The organism is Paenibacillus sp. GYB004 (assembly GCF_036577605.1).
Lineage (GTDB): Bacteria > Bacillota > Bacilli > Paenibacillales > NBRC-103111 > Paenibacillus_AB > Paenibacillus_AB oceani.
This window is the reverse complement of the sequence record NZ_JARBDB010000013.1, coordinates 1-17,618: the sequence shown is the minus strand read 5'-3', so window position 1 is coordinate 17,618 and position 17,618 is coordinate 1. Positions and strand designations below refer to the sequence as shown.

The following is a 17,618-nucleotide window of genomic DNA, read 5'->3' as shown; positions in this document are numbered from 1 at the left end:
GTAAGCGGATTTCCGGTTACTTGAAACCGTGTTTTTTGATATACTAAGGACTACATACCTATTGAATAATTCCGGAGTGAGACCATGGAACCAGAAAAGTCCAAATTTGAGAAAAAAAAGCATTTATTCCAAGTGGAGATTTTGGTTGAAGAACCTACCCATATGATGGCACTGGCTGCTCTGCTGCAAGCGTTGAATCATCCCCACGTAGCGGATTTCCGGATTATGCAGGGCATTCAGTTCGGCAAGGAAATCGAGAAAACGTTAAAGGAGAACAAGGGCGAGCGGTTCGCGATTCCTCCCCATCAGGCGGCCCCTGTTAAGGTTCCGCCGCCGAACGGTCCGGAGAAAGATCGTCCTGACAAGCCGGAGCCGAATCCCGCTGGGGAGAAATCGCTGATCGGCGAGCCTGCCGGCGGCAAAACGAAAGAGCCCGCTCCTATGAAAAAAACGGACTCTCCGGCTGGCAACCTCAAATCCAGCTTAAGCTTCGACAATTTGTCCGATCTTCAAGCCAAAGGCACGCTCGTTCGAATCGTGGCGGTGAAGGAGAAAGGAATCAGACTGAGCATCCCTTGTCGGATTCTCCGATTCGACGCGGCCGGGCAGCAACTGACGATTTACCACGTGGATGAAAAGAAAGTGTATTCGTTTAACTTGAACGAAATCGAAGATATTATTACCGGATGATGGCGGAGCGCATACGAAAACGGGCTGGTCGTACAGGTCTGAAAACCTGACGATCAGCCCGTTTTCTATGAATCAATTGTAAGGCATATGCTGCTGCTGTTGGTGCTGGGATTGCTGGTAGTTGTTCGCGAACATCGGTGCCTGCTGCGCATAGCCCTGCTTGCTTGCGGACATTTTTTGCTGAACGAATTGAGACGTTTTCTGCCCGTCTTGGCTGTACTGCTTCAACTGCTTGTCGATTTCCTGACGCAGCACTGGAGAGGCGGTATTATACATATTCTGCTGCTTCATCAGGGTGTAAAGCCGGCCCTGCATGGTCAGGGTGCTCGTTGTCAGCTCCGTAAACATTTGACGGATCGCAGGGCAATTCGATTCAGTCGTGGCGGTCGTGTATTCGCGAACCGAACGTTTCAGCTCGCATAAGATCGTGTACAGCAAGTCCTGCTCCGGCATAAACGATCCGCTTTGTTGCTGTTGTTGTTGCTGCTGTTGCTGCTGCATGGTTGAGTACAAGACGCTTCTCCTCCTTATTGGGAAGTCCCCGGCTGCTGCGGAGCCAAGTTCATATGATGCTGCAAGCTGTTCAGCAGGGTGTGATAATGCTGCTCATGGGTATGAAGCATATCCAGGCAAATATTGCGTACCTGCGGGTTGTTCGTCGTCGAAGCGGTAGCTGCGCAAAGCTTGATCAGCAAATCCTCGTTCGACATCGTATCCGCTACGTATTCGAGTTCCTTGGCCGTTAACGGCTGTAGCCCATTCATCTGCATATTTGATCCCTCCCTTCGAAAGTTCCATTGATTAAGATGCCCCAGCCGATTTCTCCTTATGTATGCATGTGCACTCACCGCCTGTACATACTAACGTACAAAGTCAGAAGCAAATTCCGTTTCCGAAAAATGGTCTGAAGCTTCACTTTCCCGTTTCGTTTCACTTATTAGCTCCGACTATCTTGGAAAGAGTGTGCTTATTATGGAGTTGTATTCCGGTCAATCGTGCTGGATCGATACGCTTCCCGTTCCCCCCGCCTTCCCGGCGCTTGATCAGGACATCTCGTGCGACGTTGCGATTATTGGCGCAGGCAGTACGGGGGCGCTTTGCGCCTATGAGCTTATCAGGCATGGCCTGGACGTGATCGTGGTAGACAAACGGAAGGCTGCCTCGGGAAGTTCCTGCGTGAATACAGGTCTCGTGCAGTACATCAACGATAAGCCGCTGTCCGCTTGTATCCATTCTTTTGGTACGGAGCAGGCAGTCCGCTTTTACTCCTTATGCCGCGAGGCGGTCAGCGAACTGCAGAGTATATGCTCCAATATCGAGGGCGCGGATTTCGTAAGAAAAGATAGCCTCTATGTAGCCAGCCATCCGGAGGATGCAGCCGCTTTAAAAGAGGAAAGCGCGATCATAACCGGGTACGGATTCGATGCAGAGTATTGGGACGAGCGGACGACCGCCTCGCAATTCGCTTTCGGCAAGGCGGCCCTTTATTCCCGGGGCGATGCCGAGCTGAACCCTTACCGTTTCGTCAACGGTTTGCTTGCAGCGATCGGGCGGCAAGGCGGGCGGATCTATGAGCATACGGAAGTGAAGAGGCATACGACGAGTCCGGACAGCATTACGCTTTATACGGACAAGTGGAAAATACAGGCGCAATACGTCGTTTTCGCCTCGGGATACGAAACTCAGGAGCGGATGGCGAATCCGAACGCCGTACTTTCGAGCACATTTGCGATCGCCACTCAGCCGCTGGACAGCTTTCCGGACTGGCCGCATCGCTGCCTGATCTGGGAAACGGCCAGACCTTATATGTATATCCGCACGACGGCGGATAACCGGATTATCGCCGGAGGATTCGACGAGCGGACGAACATTGCGGACGAACGAAACCGGATGCTGCCGCACAAAGCTTCTATGCTGCTCGAAAAGCTGCACGAGATGTTTCCGCGGCTTCCGGAACTGCGTGCCAGCTACAGCTGGGCGGCGGCATTCGGCAACACCCACGACGGTCTCCCGATGATCGGGCTTCACCCTTCCTCCCCGCGATGTTTCCTGGCACTCGGGTACGGAGGGAATGGAACGGTGTACAGCAAGATCGCAGCTTCCATCCTGAGCGGCCTTATCGTGAATGGCGGTCACCCCGATGCCCAACTGTTTCGGGTCGATCGTCCGAGCCGGACGCTCTCGCCCGCCTATCGAATCAATGATTGCCGCGGATAGATAGGTGTCCAAGCATCGGGCGGCAGACCTGCATACTATGAGGTAGCCTGGCGAAGGGAGGAACACCTGTGCAGTCTACCTTGAAAAGACAAGATGTGAAGAAACTGATAGGGAAACCGATCTATGCGGTAAAAAAAGACGGTGCGGTCGTAACAGGTCTTCTGAAAAGCTTGAACGGCAACCGACTGGTCCTGGAACGGCCAAAAGGCAAAGGAGTAAGGACAAAAGCGGTAATCCCGCTCGTCCTGTTCGACCTGCTGGCCATCGGCACTTACGGAGGCTACGGCGGATACGGTTATGGCGGTTATGGAGGGTACGGCGGGTACGGATACGGCGGATATCCGTACGGAGGTTATCCCGGTTTATTCTGGTAATAGAAGCTTCTTGCGAGCAGAACGGATTCAGGTTCGCTGATAACTCTTGATAAAAAGGACCGAAAGCGTCTGAAGGCTGCTGCCTCTCGCTTCCGGTCCGTTTTTTTAAACACTTTACTGGTTAGACTTCCGCGCGGCCAGTGCTAGGAAAAGCCAGCCGAGCATAAACGATACTCCGCCAAAAGGCGTAATGATTCCAAGCTTGGTTATTTCGGTAACGGCCATCACATATAAGCTGCCTGAGAACAAAACCATTCCGATCAACATAAACAGTCCAGCCCGGGAAAGCCATTTCGACTCGCCGAGCTTCCCTGCCGCCAGACCGATAACAATCAAGCCAAGCGCGTGGGCGATATGGTATTGGACTCCCGTCTGATAAGCGGACATCAGATTGGCTTCCAGCTTGTCCTCAAGGCCGTGAGCGCCGAACGCTCCCAGCGCCACCGCAAGCAGCATCGCGATGGCCCCCCAGCTTACATATTTGCGAACCATACATCCAGCTCCCTTTCCTTTTTTGCTCTTATACATCCAGCATACAGGAACGCACCAAGCAGCGCCAGCGAACATTCCGTGAACCGGTTGACATCGGCGCTTTCCTTACTTTACAGTAGAATGGTAGCTGATAATTAAAGGAGTTTACCGATGGAACAAAGGCCAAATGACGTTCAGAACAACCCGGTGCCGGCGAACGATCCACATCTGACCGGTGCCTCTTACATGCCCCCCGCCCAACCGCTTAAGCATTCCGGACTCGGGATCGCTTCGTTTATCATTTCCGTAACGATGCTGGGCGCAATTATCCTGTCTTTTGTAGTTATGACTAGCCTGGCGGCCGACTTAATAACCGGCGGCGGGCTGCCGGACGAACAAATGCTGCTTGAGAAATCGCCGATCCTTATCTTATTCGTATTTCTTATTCTAGGCGCGCTCGTGCTCGATATCGTCGGAGGCGTTCTCGGAATCGTCTCTCTGTTTCAGAAAGAACGGAGAAAGGTGTTCGGCATCTTGGGCACGATTTTTTGCTTTTTACCGATAGTCGGCTTCTTTCTGCTCTTTTTGATCGGACTTGTACTATCCGGACAAGCGGTGTAAGGCAAAGACGGTTTTTGCTAGCCGTTCCGCTATTTCAAACAGCTTACCGATAAGGCGGTGATCTAGATGTTGCCCAAAGCTTGGACACAATGGCTGGTCCGGCTAACCAAAACTTTCGGGTTCCATGGGAACAAAGGCAAGCAGCCGTACAGCTCGATGATCGGACGCCCGATGGCAACGCTGCTGCTGCTGTCCATGGTGCTCCCGGGCTTCGAGGGAACGGCGGAAGGGGCGGCCCGCTTGAACGCTTCCGTCTCGTTTACCGACCGGCATATCGTCATCCGCAACACCGGCGCGGCCGTCTGGAAGCAAGCGAAAATATCCATCGACGGCGACTATGCTTACAAAGCCGAATGGGTGCCACGCGGAACGATATCGATCGCTTATGCGGAAATTGTCGACGCAGCTGGGGAAGCGTATGAGCCGCGGCCTGGGGTCCATCCCCATGTCCGGATCGAGGTTTCGGCAGCGGACGGGAAACCGGCTATATTCGAGCGCTAACGCTAACGCTGCGCCAAAATCAAAAGACGCTTCCCGCCACTTCGGAGTGGAGGAGGAAGCGTCTTTTTTGTGCCCAATGAACCCTATCTGATCGTGAAGATCACAGGCTTGTGATAGTTGAGCCCCAGCGGCAGGCCGATTACAGCGTCTTCTGGCCCGGCTTCCAGTTGGCCGGACACAATCCGCCCGCTTGCAGCGCCTGCAGCACGCGCAGCGTCTCGTCGACGCTGCGGCCAACGTTCATATCCGTTACGACCTGATAGCGCAAAATACCTTCCGGATCGATGATGAACAGCCCGCGATGAGCAACGCCGGACTTCTCGTCGAGTACGCCGTAGGCGCTCGCCGTCTCCCTCGTAACGTCGCCGGCCATCGGGTAGCGGATCGGGCCGATGCCGTTGCGGTCGCGAGGCGTGTCCATCCAGGCGCGGTGCGTATACACGCTGTCGACGGATACCCCGACTATGTCGCAATCCAGATCGAGGAACTCCTCGTACCGGTCGCTAAAGGCGATGATCTCAGTCGGACATACGAACGTAAAATCGAACGGCCAGAAAAACAGCATCACCCATTTTCCTTTGTAATCCTCCAGTTTAACGTTCTCCTCAAGCGTCTCCACGTTTTTGGTCGAAGGCAGGTTAAAAGCCGGCGCAGGTTGTCCCATTTTGGCCAAAGCTTGTACAGTTGTTGTCATAGCTACGATTCCTCCTGATGTTGGGTAATGGTATTCCTAGTGAAATGGTTATGAACAATAGCGGAGATCCGCCCCGTTAATTGGCGGCTGCAGCGTCCGCCACGGCGGCAAGCGCTTTGCGGATGCGGCTCGGGTTAAGACCGAGAATGTGCATGTCTCCGATCACCGTTACAGGCACCGACATCAAACCCATGCTCTCCAGCTGCTCCGCATGCTCAGGATTCGTATCGATGTTGCGTTCCTCGTAGGTGATGCCTTGGTCTTTCAAATATTGTTTCAATTGCCCGCAGTAGTGGCAGTTTGTGCTGGAATATACGATTGCAGTTGACATGTATATACACACTCCTTATCCGGAATCTGATTTTATTTATACTGCGGCAACACTTGCGTCCGCTTATGAATATATTTATCGACGGCCATTGCCGCGATCGCACCGTCCGCTGCTGCGACAACCGCTTGCTTGACCGGCGTCCTGCGGACTTCCCCCGCGCCGAATACGCCCGGTACCGGGGACTGCATCAGAGAATCGAGAATCATAAAACCTTCGTCGTCGAGGGGCACTTGCTCTTTGATCAGCTCTGTGCCCGGCTTGCTCCCGGACAAAAATACAAATACGCCGTCCGCTTCAAGAATCCGCTCTTCGCCGCCCGCAGTACGAATCTTCACTCCCTCGACGCTTCGTTCGCCGATAATCTCGAGCGGTCTTGTCCGAAACATCCACTCCGTCCCCGGCAGTTCCGGCGCATGATCCACACCCTGCAGTTCGGCGCGGGGCACCAGAAACGTAATCCGGCTCGCGAATTTGGATAAGGCGGCCGCTTCCTCCAAGGCTTCCTCGGAATCGCCGATGACGATGACCGGCCGGCCTGTGAAAAAGGCACCGTCGCAAGTGGCGCAAATGCTGACTCCTTTGCCGAGCAAGCGCTCTTCCCCGGAAATCATCCGGTTTCGTCCTTTGGAACCGGTAGCAAAAATGACGGCTTTCGCCTCAAATACCCCGTCCGCCGTAAATACGGTCTTAATCTCATCCTCCACATCAACCGCCGTTATCGTGGTCTGAATGTATTCCGCTCCGAATGCCGACGCTTGACGGCGAAAAGTTTCGAGCAGCTCCTTGCCGCTCCATTCGCCCTCTACGCCAGGGTAGTTGGCGATTTTGTGAGTTAAGGCCAAAGCTCCCGTGAATGGAGCTTTATCGATCACCAGCGTCTTTAAATTTCCTCTGGCCGTATAAATCGCAGCAGAAGAACCTGCCGGACCACCGCCGATAATAATGACATCGTACATTCGTTCACCCCTCATCAGTGAAAAGTAACTATCTGTTAATAATTATTATAAACTATAACTAATTAAAGTCAATACTTATTTATAATTATTATAAATAACAAACACCCCTTCTATGTTTCTCTTGGATAACATTCACAAAGAAAGTAAAAATCTATTATTTTTCGATACAATACGAATCATTATTATTGGCAAATCCTTCATTATGTGATACGATACGTATCGTAATGTAGAACCGAAGCACTAGGGAGGGACAGTAATGCCTAGAAAAAGAGTATACTCGGATGAAGAAAGGCGCAAACGGCATTGCGAAGCAAGCCGAAAATACCGGGAAGCCAATTTAGAGAAAGTTAGCGCTTACAATAAGAAATGGAAAGCGGAAAACTGGGAATATTACAGCGAATATAACCGGGAATATTTGCGCAGGTGGCGGCAGCGGAAAAAGATGGGGAACACTACGACCACTACCTAGCCGCAGCTTTAGCTTTATCCTGCATACCCCACGGCCGGGCCAGAAGGCATGCTGCTTGTTGCGGGGCGGCTTACAGAATTCATTCGTTCATTCGGGGGATTCGGTACATAAAGAAGGAACTTACAATCATCATTCTTTCCAGGTTCCAAACAAAAAAGAGCCTTAGCTGTTCACGGCTGCCGCCGGTTCCAGCTGGCTCTTCTCCCATTTCTTCGGTCCTCTATCCGCGTACCGTACCCTTCATCCATCCGCCGCTCCGAAGCTCGGCGACCGATTCCTTGACGCACAGCTCGCCTTCCGCTCCGAAATATTCGAAGGAGAGAAAACCTTCATAACCTTTGCTGCGCAGCATCTCGCACAGCTTGATGTTGTCCACGTCGCCGACCAATACCGTCGAAGGCTTGCGGCTTTCCGGAGCGTCCAGCTTCCAGAAGTAGTTTTTGATATGAACGTGGTCGGTATAATCGTAAAACGCCTCCAGCGCTTCCGCCTGATCGGTCCGTTCCAGATATAAATTGAAGCCGTCGAACAACAGACGCAGTCTCGGGTGGTCCGCATCTACAATAATGCGCCTGATCGACTCGATGCTGTCCGCAAACGTATTGTTATGCATCTCCAGCCCCAAGTTCACTCCGTACCGGTCTGCAAGGTCCAGCGCCTGCTTCAGTGTCTGAATCGCACGATCCCATAGCTCCTCCGAAGCTTCGGCCGACGGAAGATGGCCCAGAAATATCCGGACCAGCGGACTGCCGAACCGGACGGCATATTGAGCCGCTTTCTCGACCGCCGCCAAACTTTCCGCACGTTCTTCGTCACTTTTTGTAAAATGCGTATACGGACTAATCGCCGGCACCTGCCAGCCGCTGCTGCGGACCTCGTCCACCAGCCCGTCGACGGCTCCCCAACGTTCCGCATATTCGTCTATATGCCCTGTCCACAGCTCGACGCCGTCCAGTCCGAGCTCGCGGACGCGGTTTAATACATACTCCACCGGCTTATCCCGGTTTCCTGTAGAGCATAGACTCCATTTCATCGCACATACCTCCAGTCCCTCTGCCGATTCCGCTTCGGCCTTCCTCCATTCGCAAGAGGAGCCGGCCGTCGCCAGCAATCGTTTACTTCATTGTAAGGGAACGGACTTTCCGGCAGCAAGGCTTGGAATCGTCTTTATCTCGTCCAAAATGTTGCGAGAATGAAGGGCGTCTTCACACAAATTGCTTGTAAAGCTCCAGCAGCCGGTCGAGACTCGGTTTGCCGCTCAGAATAACTTGCCGCATCCGGGCCTCCCGCCGGTCCCCCGCCTGCAACTGGCCTCCGAACAAAGTGAAATAAAGGGCGTTATGCCGTCTGATGCTGTCGTTTTCCTCCGGGCTGGAATAGGTGATGCCGATCGCTCCGCACTCCGCCGGGTCCGCCATCTGCACGACGTGCACGTCTTCGTTGCCCATGACGGCTATCGGCCTTCCATAATACGGACCTGTGACGAAGTGGGCAATCGGCTTCCCGCTTTTCTCGTCAAGCCATCTGCCGTCCAGATGAGTATGCGCCGCTTCGTTATCCCGCGGAAAATAAACGTAGTGTCCTTTGATGTAAGGATGATCTTCCACTTTCAGCAGATGCAGATCCGAATCGTCCATTTTGCCCGGCCAGTTCGGCAATACGGCGTAAGGCTCGAGCAGGAAGTCGAAATAAGACGATATCGTAAGCTCGTGCCCGGACAACGGCTTAACCGCTTCAATCGTTATGCTCAGATCGATCGTAAAAGCGTCCGCGATCGTATAAACCGCTTCCATCCGGCACGGGTTCGCCTCCGTCGGCTCCCATTGCAGACGAATGCCGCTTGCGGTTTCCCCGCTTACGACGAACGGCTCGTTCCGGGCAATCGCGCGAAGACGGCCTTCATTCATAATCCGGTACAGATTCAGCACGTAATACGGCTCCCGGACCAGATCATACCCGATTCCAGGCACCCGGCAAGATACGAGCCCGTGTTTACCTTTGTCTGCTCCGAGCACTATATCCGTATCGTCCAGCCGGAACGAATATCTTTTGTCCCCTTCTATTCTTTCCCCGGCACCATTCTTCACGTCCAGCCTCATCCCTTCCGTTTGATAGATAGTTTCGTCTCCATCATATAGGAAAAAAGAGGAAAGCAGAAGTAGTAGATTTCCGATTTTCTCCGGTAAAAAAGGCGGATACTGCGCAAATCCTGCCATTCTCTGTACAAATGGCAGCAAAAACAGCGAAAAACGACTCGCTCCGTATCGGCCCCAGCCAGGGCGACCGTTCGAGAATGTTTTCCGCTCTTGAGAGTAAGGATCATAGGATGGATTCATGCCTAAGCCCCCGACACGCCGTTTCCCCAATCTGCCATCATTTACCGAAGATCAACCGTTCCCGGCAGCCGAATGTTCGCTTATGCAGGAGAGGAATGCATGGCCGTACTTGTCGTACTTGACCTTGCCGATCCCTTTAACGGTTAGCATCTCTTCTTCCGTTGCCGGCATTACGATGCACAGCTCCCGCAAGGTAGCGTCGTGGAATATCGTAAACGGGGGCACCCGCTCCCGGTCGGCAAACGTTTTGCGCAGCTGGCGCAGCTTCTCGAACAGCGCTTCGTCCCCGGTATCGGCCGAACGGGAGGCGGAACGCGCGACAGGGGTCACCCTCTGGAACACCTGCTCCTTCCCTTCCAGCACCCCTCTCGCTTCGTTCGTCAGCGTCAAGACCGGATACTGGCTGTCGGTCAGCCGCATATAACCGTCCGCTACAAGCACGTTGATCAGGTTGACAATATCTTTTTCCTTGCGCGCACTTAACGCTCCGTAAGTAGGCAAACGTTCGAAGCCGAATTGGCGCACCTTGGCGTCGTTAGCCCCGCGCAGCACTTTGGCCGTGAGCGTGATGCCGAACCGCTGCTTCATCCGGGCGACGCATGAAAATATTTTTTGCGCTTCCAGCGTCACGTCCTCGACCTCCCGGTCGTCCGTACAACTGCCGCATCTGCCGCAGCTTTGCCCGTCGGAATCGCCGAAATAACGGACGATGTACCGCTGCAGACATTCCGTCGTATGGCAGTATTCCACCATCCCGTGCAGGTTGCCGTATTCGATCGCTTTCCGGTCCTCATCGCTTTCGCCCTGCTCGATCAGAAACTTCTGCGTCATCACGTCCTGCGGCGCGTACAACAGGATGCATTCCCCCGGCTCGCCGTCGCGGCCGGCCCGTCCCGCCTCCTGGTAATACGATTCCACATTTTTCGGAATATTGTAGTGAATGACGTACCTGACGTTTGATTTGTCGATTCCCATGCCGAACGCGTTGGTAGCGACCATCACTTTCAGCTCGTCGTACAGGAACAGCTCCTGGTTGCGGACCCGCTCCTCGTCCGGCAGGCCGGCATGGTATCGCCCCGCCCGGATCCCGAGCTTGACGAGGTAGTTGCAGCATTCCTCCACCTCTCGCCGGGTGGAAGCGTAGATAATGCCGCAATCGCCGGAACGCCCCCGTACATAGTCGGCCAAGTACGCCTTTTTGTCGATTCCCTTCATCACGAAAAAGCTCAGATTGTCCCGGGCATAACCGGTCGTTACCCGGAGCGGATCGTTCAGCCGCAAATGCCGGACGATGTCCGCCTTCACCTTGTCCGTAGCGGTCGCCGTAAAGGCGGCGATGATCGGCCTCGGCTTGATCACGTCGAGCAGCCGGCTGATCGCCATGTAGCTCGGCCGGAAGTCATGGCCCCACTGGGATACGCAGTGCGCTTCGTCGACGGCGACGAACGGGATTTTCAGCTCCGCGAGCAGCCGGACGAACCGATCGGATTCCAGCCGCTCCGGCGCCACGTAGACGAGTTTGTAGCGCCCGCCCGCAATGTCCCGGAACCGCGCGTTCAGCTCCTGCACCGTCAGTGTGCTGTTGATAAAGGTAGTCGGAATGCCCGACTGATTGAGCGTATCGACCTGGTCTTTCATAAGCGAGATCAGCGGCGATACGACAAGCGTCACTCCGTCCATCACGGCCGCCGGCACCTGGTAGCAGACGGACTTCCCCGCTCCCGTAGGCATAACGCCGAGAGCGTCGCGGCCTTCGAGAATGCCGGATATGAGTGTCTCCTGTCCCTTTTTGAACGTATCGTAGCCAAAATGCGTTTTTAATACCGCTCTCGCCATCTGTTGCGCGGTCACGTCAGATTCCCTCCGCTTCCTGTTGAAATTCTCCGACTTCCACTATACCACATCTCGGTCGGGCCGTTGAATGGAAAGTGCAAAAGGCGCTACCCCGTCGATGAATCCAACCTCATTCCTTCCCCGGTCTACCATTGGGCAGGCACCCTTGACAGCCCTTCATATTTGAGATATATTTTACAAAAATATGAATTTCCTATTGGGACGCTTACAACGGAAGCACCGGTGAAGTGAGGCAGAGACGCCTTGCTTTCCGGTGCTTTTTTGTCGTTCGCCGGCGGACTGTGGGGAAGAAGGAGGCATGTAACGTGCGAGGAATGCGAAAGGGAAGCAAGCGCAGGCTGTTGGCCGCCCTGATCGCCGCGGTTCTGATTATGCATTCGTTTCCGGTAACCGTGGCGGCTGCTGGTTATGAGCTGTCGGCTACAATGAAAAAATCGTTTGATAAGATGGCGGATGCCGCCGGAGGTACGTTCCAACGAAATCTCGGCGCCCAGTACGGCGAGCTGACCGCCCTGCAGCAGGAGCATCGGAAGCGCGATGCGGACAGCAAAGAGCTGCGAATCCGCAACGATGAAGCGCTGAAGGTACTCAGGCGGCAAATCAAACAGCTCGACGAGAGTCATCTCGCGGAATTAAAACGCCGCGTCGACGACACGAAGGCGCGGTACAAGCCGATGCTGGACATGTACACGTCGATCAATCAGCAAATCACGACGGCCAAGAAGCTGCACAGCAAAGAGTGGGCGGCTATCCTGCAAATTCAGGCAAACGGCATGAAAGCCGCTGTTCAGCTCGCCAAGCAGGATATCCGGAACAAAGAAGCTCAGTTAACCGCCGCCAAAGGACAAACATCCGCCAAGCAGAAAAAAATACGGGAGACGCTGACAGCTCTCGAACCCGTCGATGTTAAAATGCGGACGCACCGCGAAGCCGTCACCCGTCTAAACAAGCAGGTAGCTTCCGACTGGAAGACGTTCACTCCGCATGTGAAGCAGCAGGACGCCAAAGCTTCCTCGGAAGCGCTATCCGCCTTGCTGAGCCGGCTGCGCCAAATATCCGATCATAAGCGGAGCTTGTACGATCTGGAGGCGGAGACGACGGTTATTATCAATAAAGCGAAAACACAATTATCCAAACTTTGAACGAATAGGAGGGATTTGGCGGACGGCTCTAACCCGGCAAAATACGGCTTGCTTCCGGTCCCCCGCAAGTCTAGACTTAATGATAAAGAAGCTTCAACCGGGGGAGGAAACAGGCCATGGAATCGGCCGAACTCGGGGACATTCCCGAGCAGCATTTGTGGAAAAGGGATATCGTATTACGCCGCCTGGACCCTCTAATCGGCGGTTTGCGTCTTATCAGCTTCGATGTTTTCGATACGCTGCTGTTTCGATGCTGCTCCAGGCCGGCGGACGTATTCGATCGTACCGCTCGGAAGGCGGCGGAACTCGGACTGTTTACCCGGCCGACAACAGATGGACAATTTCGCACACTTCGGATGTCCGCCGAAAAGCTCGCCCGCGAACAGGACGTCTCCGGGTTCGGAGAAACGACGCTGGAACGGATCTACGAGCATATGCCCGTACAGCTCGGCGACCGGACCCGGCTCCTGCAGCTTGAGCTCGAAACGGAACGCGAGCTGATCTTCGTCAATCCGTATGCCGCTTCGCTGATCCGTTTCTGCAAGGACAACGGCATCGGCGTCGCCTTATTAAGCGATATGTATTTATCAGGCAAACAGATCGCGTCCTTCCTGACCGCTAACGGTATGGACGCCTCGCTGCTGGATGCCGTACTCGTCTCTTCCGAGGAAGGGTTCGGGAAACGTTCGGGCCGACTGTACGATTCGCTGCTGAGCGTGTTTCCTCACATAAACCGCACGGAGATCGTTCATATCGGGGATAACGAGGCTGCCGACGTTCAAGGTGCGGCCAGACGAGGAATCGCCGCCATTCACTACACGCTTATTCCGGAGACGATCGAAAGCCCGTTTCATTGGGAGTCGGTGCGGCACGGCCCCGTCCTTCCGGCGATCGCCGCGGTCCGGAAGCTGGCGGGGGCGACAATGCCGGCAGCGGTTCTTCATTCCGAAGAAGATAGGAACAGCATGGAAGTTCCCGCGCTTGATTCGTTGGAGGCTGGTGCGCGATCGTTTTTTTACCGCTTCGGCGCAGAGATACTCGGGCCGTTCGTTCAAGGCTTCTGCGACTGGGTGATCGACCAGTGCGTCGCAGCGGGACGACGGGAGATCCATCCGCTTATGAGAGAAGCGCACCTGCTGGGGCCGGCGCTGGAGAGAGCGGCACGCAGTCGGAGACTGTCCATAAGCGTCCAGCCGCTGTATGTCTCGAGACAAGCTACGCTGCTCGCTTCCATGAACGATTTTACCGAACGGGAGCTTGATCAAATACTGGGGCTCGGCCATATAACGGTTGGTGAAGTATTCCATATGCTCGGAGTCGAAGCGGCTTCGCTGACCGCCGAACTTCCCGTACTGGCGGACTTGCTGTCCACGCCGGTGGAGGAACTGCACTCCGTACGGTCAGGAGAAACTAACGAACGTTCTTGGCACGACACTCTCCGGCGACTGCTGCTGCAGCCTTACGCCCGACAACTTGCGCTCCGGTCCATCCGTACACAGCGGGAGCGGCTGCTGGAGCATATCCGGCAGCAATGCGGCAGCCCGGACCAGTTAATTACCGTCGATCTCGGCTTTAACGGCACGATTCAGGCCGCCATCGATGCGGCTTATACGCTTGAACGCCAAAAAGGCGATTCCATCCATCTGCTCGCCGTGGGCACGGAGCGCGCCGCGCTGCAATTATTTCGCGGGACAGATATACGCTGCTGGATCGGCCCCGACACGGAAGGCGGTATCGCCCGGCGGTTCGCGCGCAGTCCGGGACTGATCGAAGAGCTGATGATGGGGGATTTCGGCTCGACCGTCCGTTACGAGAGGAACGATGACGGCTCGATCGTCCCCGTGACGGCCGAGCTGAACATTCCTGCCGAACAACTGGAGTATAAGCGCGCTTGCCAGGCGGGCGTGATGGCATTCCAGAGCTGGTACAGCATCTGGCTGAAGGCGAAGCCCGGCTTGACAGCCGCCGCCGGTCATCCGCTCGAGTGGAGCCTGCCGCTGCACCGCGTGCTGGATATGCCGACGCCGGAGGAAGCGTCCCGACTTGGCGATCTGGTCCATCAGGATAACTTCGGCGGGGTGCAGACGATCCGGCTGTGCGAGCCGCTATCGGTCGAATGGGAGACGAACGGCGGGGATTACTTGATCGATCTGAGCAGCTTCGGAGCGGATACGGCCAACATATTTTGGCCTCAAGGCCTTGTAACGCGGAGCGAGCCGTACCGGCTGTACGTATCGTTTTTGCGGCTGCGGGACGCCTACGGCAGCGCCGTTATCGCATTTAACACGATGAACAAGCTGCGACGGGAAGGGATTCAGAGCGTGATGCTGCTGGGCAAAGGCGAGTTCGCCGAACGACTGCTTCAGGAAGCGCTGCTACAAGGAATCCGGATAGAACGGATTCTTAATTCCGAACCGGCCGAACAGACGAGAGCGGATGGCACCACAAACGATTCGCTGCCTCCGGCTTGGGAAGAAACGATTCGTACGGATCGCACCGGGTATACCTACGTAATCGGAACGCTGGTCCGTGTACAAAGCTGCAGGCGGATGCTGACAGACGGTTATTCGCGGCTTAATCCGGCTGTCAGGCCGCAAGTGATCGAACCGTTTGTCTAGCTTTCGTTGATTGACCCGATTGTGCGCAAAAAAGCGGAGACAGCCGTCACCTTTTCAGGAACAGCTTGATCTCCGCCTTATCTTCCGATCCGGCCTATATTCTCTATCTTTTGCCGATGGCCGCGTATCTCGAGCGGAACGGCTTCCCGTCCCACAAGACGGTCGTACCGGCACGCCGGTTTTGAACCTCCGGTTCCTCAAGGAGCAGGAAAAAGTTTTTCGTTGGCAGCTCGCCCAATCCGTGTTTGGCCGACAGTTGGTTTAAGTAGGGCTTCATATCCTCAAGCTGACCGGACAAGTTGCCGCCATCCTGCGAGAAAGCGTACAACACGCCGGCGATCGGCACCCGCTTGACACGATGCTTCTCGGAGACGCGCAGGAAAAAATCCCAGTCCCAGTAATGATACACTCGTTCGTCGAACGAGCCGACAGACTCATGCACGATTTTGCGGTACAGACTGCCTGACGGGACGAAGGTGGAGAACAAACGCATAGCGGCCAAATCGTGTTCGTACGCAAATTCCATACGATGCGCAGGCACCCGCGCACCGTCCTGCCATACCAAATTGACGATCTCGGCATCGGAGAACACCATATCGGCGCCCTCTATATGCTTCATCATCGTCTCGATATGGGAAGGCACAAGAAGGTCGTCGTCATCGCAAGGCATGATATACTCCCCATCCGCGTATTGGAGCCCGATATTGCGTGCCCGCACATGCTTCCGGTTCGTCTCCAGGTTTACGATCCGAATGTCCAGCTCCGGATACAAGCTGCAAACCGGCTCGACCGGGACGCCGTTGTCGTTCACGACGACTACCTGCAGCCGTTTATAGGTTTGGCGGCTGACCGCCTCCAGCAGTTCCCCCAGCTCGCCAAGCCGGTTATAAGTCGGCGTTAATACGGATACAAGTGGCAGCATCGCAGATCCCCCGTTCCTTTCCTTATCTTCCGAGCAGAATGCTGCTATTATACCATAGCCAGACCGGAGACGGGACGGAACGGACGGTTCCAGATAGACAGAGTCCCGGCTAGCCGACGATTTCTTTAATTTTAAGCGCGCTTGTTTTGCTCAGATCGATAAATTCGGTATCCAGCGATACGAGCGGACTGGTCGGATAATTGGCGTTGATCAGCACGATTTTCCCCCGCCGTTCATCGGTTAATATGATCTCGCTTCCGACCTGGGCGGACATCAGCCGATTCAGGAACGTCATGCCGATCTTCGAATCGAACCGGTTCTGCAATATATCCGCATGCAGCTTCTGAATAACCTCATAAAAAGGAAGCGCAGGGCACCCCGGACGATCGGTCGTCATCGTTAAGTATACGTCCGCTAAAGCGACGATTTTGCTGAACAGGTGGATATCCGCGCTTTTGAGCTTGGACGGGTAACCGCTGCCATCCTCACGCTCATGGTGCTGCAGGGCGACAAGCGCCACGCGGGGATCGAGTTCCGACTCTTTGAGCAGCTCGTATCCGATGACGGTATGCTGTTTCATAATCTCGAATTCGTGCGGCGCCAGTTCCGTCGTTTTGTTCAGCAGAGCGCTGGGAAGCTTGACCGTACCGATGTCGCACAGGCTGGCGGCCATCGCCAGAGTCGACACTTCCTTCTCGTCCAGCTGCAGCCAGCGTCCCAGCATCGCGGCGATAAACGCAGTACCGATACTATGCTTGAAGCGAAAATCGCCCTCCGCCTTCAGCTCGGCGAACAGCTTGTAGATGTTCCGGTTTTGCGTCGCTCCCATAATCGCCGGCAGCAAGTTGGACTCCATTTCGGAAACAGGAATAGTTCCGGTATGCAAAACGCATTTCTCAATTTCCTGCATTTTGGCATCCGCCCTTTTTACGAACTCGACCGTATTGTCCGCCGCTGGCCTGATTTCGGCAGCTTGCTTGGCCAACTCCGCAGCAGGCTGATCTTCCTTCCATACCGGCCTGGAATCTTCCTTCGGCTCGACGGGTACGGCGCGAATATCAAACAAATCGATATGGAAGTTTTGCAGCTTCTCGATATGTCCTTCGGTAAGAAGCGTATCCACAGGAATGAGCATCATTCCCTTGACGCTTATCACATTATGTAGCAGTTTTTTTCCGATCAAGTCTTCATATCGGTCGTACCGCATATCCGGATACTCCTCCTCGAAAATAGTGAAGAAATCGCTTACATTGCGGAAGCTACAGTCGCCAAATGACAGACGCATAAAAAAGAATCCCAACTTCAAAGAAGCCAGGACCGGTTTTATAACGTGAATTATAAAATTTCCCTATGCTTCGGCAGCCCAGCCGCCATCGGTTTACAACCGGAAGGCCTGCAGCTTTGCGTCCCTACCTTTCGATA

General features: G+C 54.6%; 19 protein-coding genes and 1 riboswitch. Of the genes, 8 read left to right on the top strand and 11 right to left on the bottom strand.

Features of this window, described 5'->3' with window-relative positions; genetic code table 11:
* Window positions 1-84: 84 nt before the first annotated feature.
* A complete protein-coding gene (locus tag PV433_RS08705; protein ID WP_332071782.1) occupies window positions 85-690 on the top strand; it encodes a hypothetical protein in 606 nt (201 codons plus the stop codon).
* Between the two features lie 72 nt (window positions 691-762).
* Here the strand turns inward: PV433_RS08705 and PV433_RS08700 are convergent, their stop codons facing one another.
* Entirely contained in the window at window positions 763-1,203 is a 441-nt protein-coding gene (locus PV433_RS08700; protein WP_379217490.1) for a spore coat protein, read from the bottom strand.
* 14 nt (window positions 1,204-1,217) lie between these two features.
* Entirely contained in the window at window positions 1,218-1,460 is a 243-nt protein-coding gene (locus PV433_RS08695) for a hypothetical protein (RefSeq protein WP_332071781.1), read from the bottom strand.
* Window positions 1,461-1,662: 202 nt separating this feature from the next.
* Here PV433_RS08695 and PV433_RS08690 point away from each other — a divergent pair, with 202 nt between their 5' ends.
* Window positions 1,663-2,907 (top strand): NAD(P)/FAD-dependent oxidoreductase, encoded by a 1,245-nt coding sequence (locus PV433_RS08690; protein ID WP_332071780.1) that lies wholly within the window; start codon window positions 1,663-1,665, stop codon window positions 2,905-2,907.
* 68 nt (window positions 2,908-2,975) lie between these two features.
* Complete coding sequence (locus PV433_RS08685; protein ID WP_332071779.1) at window positions 2,976-3,281, top strand: hypothetical protein; 306 nt, start codon at window positions 2,976-2,978, stop codon at window positions 3,279-3,281.
* Between the two features lie 114 nt (window positions 3,282-3,395).
* On the opposite strand, the gene PV433_RS08680 is transcribed toward PV433_RS08685, so the two are convergent.
* Window positions 3,396-3,773: a DUF423 domain-containing protein gene (locus PV433_RS08680; protein ID WP_332071778.1), complete on the bottom strand. Its 378-nt coding sequence runs from the start codon at window positions 3,771-3,773 to the stop codon at window positions 3,396-3,398.
* A 150-nt stretch (window positions 3,774-3,923) separates the two neighbouring features.
* Between PV433_RS08680 and PV433_RS08675 the strand changes: the two genes are divergently transcribed.
* Both PV433_RS08675 and PV433_RS08670 read left to right on the top strand, forming a co-directional pair.
* Window positions 3,924-4,373 (top strand): hypothetical protein, encoded by a 450-nt coding sequence (locus tag PV433_RS08675; protein ID WP_332071777.1) that lies wholly within the window; start codon window positions 3,924-3,926, stop codon window positions 4,371-4,373.
* A 66-nt stretch (window positions 4,374-4,439) separates the two neighbouring features.
* On the top strand, window positions 4,440-4,874 hold the full coding sequence (locus PV433_RS08670) for a hypothetical protein (RefSeq protein ID WP_332071776.1): 435 nt from the start codon (window positions 4,440-4,442) through the stop codon (window positions 4,872-4,874).
* Between the two features lie 139 nt (window positions 4,875-5,013).
* Here the strand turns inward: PV433_RS08670 and PV433_RS08665 are convergent, their stop codons facing one another.
* The 3 genes from PV433_RS08665 to PV433_RS08655 all read right to left on the bottom strand — a co-directional run bounded on the left by PV433_RS08665 (window position 5,014) and on the right by PV433_RS08655 (window position 6,855).
* Window positions 5,014-5,568 carry a peroxiredoxin gene (locus PV433_RS08665; protein ID WP_332071775.1) on the bottom strand — a complete coding sequence of 185 codons (555 nt, stop codon included), beginning with the start codon at window positions 5,566-5,568 and terminating at the stop codon, window positions 5,014-5,016.
* Between the two features lie 76 nt (window positions 5,569-5,644).
* The gene (locus tag PV433_RS08660) at window positions 5,645-5,899 is read right to left on the bottom strand and encodes a glutaredoxin family protein (RefSeq protein ID WP_190932141.1); all 255 of its coding nucleotides are present in this window, start codon (window positions 5,897-5,899) and stop codon (window positions 5,645-5,647) included.
* A 32-nt stretch (window positions 5,900-5,931) separates the two neighbouring features.
* On the bottom strand, window positions 5,932-6,855 hold the full coding sequence (locus tag PV433_RS08655) for an NAD(P)/FAD-dependent oxidoreductase (RefSeq protein ID WP_332071774.1): 924 nt from the start codon (window positions 6,853-6,855) through the stop codon (window positions 5,932-5,934).
* Between the two features lie 256 nt (window positions 6,856-7,111).
* On the opposite strand from PV433_RS08655, the gene PV433_RS08650 reads away from it, so the two are divergent.
* Window positions 7,112-7,324: a hypothetical protein gene (locus tag PV433_RS08650; RefSeq protein ID WP_190932143.1), complete on the top strand. Its 213-nt coding sequence runs from the start codon at window positions 7,112-7,114 to the stop codon at window positions 7,322-7,324.
* A gap of 220 nt (window positions 7,325-7,544) precedes the next feature.
* Here the strand turns inward: PV433_RS08650 and PV433_RS08645 are convergent, their stop codons facing one another.
* The 3 genes from PV433_RS08645 to recQ all read right to left on the bottom strand — a co-directional run bounded on the left by PV433_RS08645 (window position 7,545) and on the right by recQ (window position 11,496).
* Window positions 7,545-8,357: a sugar phosphate isomerase/epimerase family protein gene (locus PV433_RS08645; protein WP_332071773.1), complete on the bottom strand. Its 813-nt coding sequence runs from the start codon at window positions 8,355-8,357 to the stop codon at window positions 7,545-7,547.
* A gap of 172 nt (window positions 8,358-8,529) precedes the next feature.
* Entirely contained in the window at window positions 8,530-9,411 is an 882-nt protein-coding gene (locus PV433_RS08640; protein WP_332071772.1) for a hypothetical protein, read from the bottom strand.
* 300 nt (window positions 9,412-9,711) lie between these two features.
* Window positions 9,712-11,496 carry a DNA helicase RecQ gene (recQ, locus tag PV433_RS08635; protein ID WP_332071815.1) on the bottom strand — a complete coding sequence of 595 codons (1,785 nt, stop codon included), beginning with the start codon at window positions 11,494-11,496 and terminating at the stop codon, window positions 9,712-9,714.
* A gap of 323 nt (window positions 11,497-11,819) precedes the next feature.
* On the opposite strand from recQ, the gene PV433_RS08630 reads away from it, so the two are divergent.
* Together PV433_RS08630 and PV433_RS08625 are read left to right on the top strand one after the other, a co-directional pair.
* Window positions 11,820-12,656 carry a hypothetical protein gene (locus tag PV433_RS08630; protein ID WP_332071771.1) on the top strand — a complete coding sequence of 279 codons (837 nt, stop codon included), beginning with the start codon at window positions 11,820-11,822 and terminating at the stop codon, window positions 12,654-12,656.
* 116 nt (window positions 12,657-12,772) lie between these two features.
* The gene (locus PV433_RS08625) at window positions 12,773-15,274 is read left to right on the top strand and encodes an HAD family hydrolase (RefSeq protein ID WP_332071770.1); all 2,502 of its coding nucleotides are present in this window, start codon (window positions 12,773-12,775) and stop codon (window positions 15,272-15,274) included.
* A 103-nt stretch (window positions 15,275-15,377) separates the two neighbouring features.
* On the opposite strand, the gene PV433_RS08620 is transcribed toward PV433_RS08625, so the two are convergent.
* Together PV433_RS08620 and PV433_RS08615 are read right to left on the bottom strand one after the other, a co-directional pair.
* Window positions 15,378-16,196 carry a glycosyltransferase family 2 protein gene (locus tag PV433_RS08620; RefSeq protein ID WP_332071769.1) on the bottom strand — a complete coding sequence of 273 codons (819 nt, stop codon included), beginning with the start codon at window positions 16,194-16,196 and terminating at the stop codon, window positions 15,378-15,380.
* 109 nt (window positions 16,197-16,305) lie between these two features.
* Window positions 16,306-17,403: an HD-GYP domain-containing protein gene (locus tag PV433_RS08615; protein ID WP_332071768.1), complete on the bottom strand. Its 1,098-nt coding sequence runs from the start codon at window positions 17,401-17,403 to the stop codon at window positions 16,306-16,308.
* Between the two features lie 147 nt (window positions 17,404-17,550).
* A riboswitch (cyclic di-GMP riboswitch) is annotated at window positions 17,551-17,618 on the bottom strand. This riboswitch is flagged as partial in the annotation.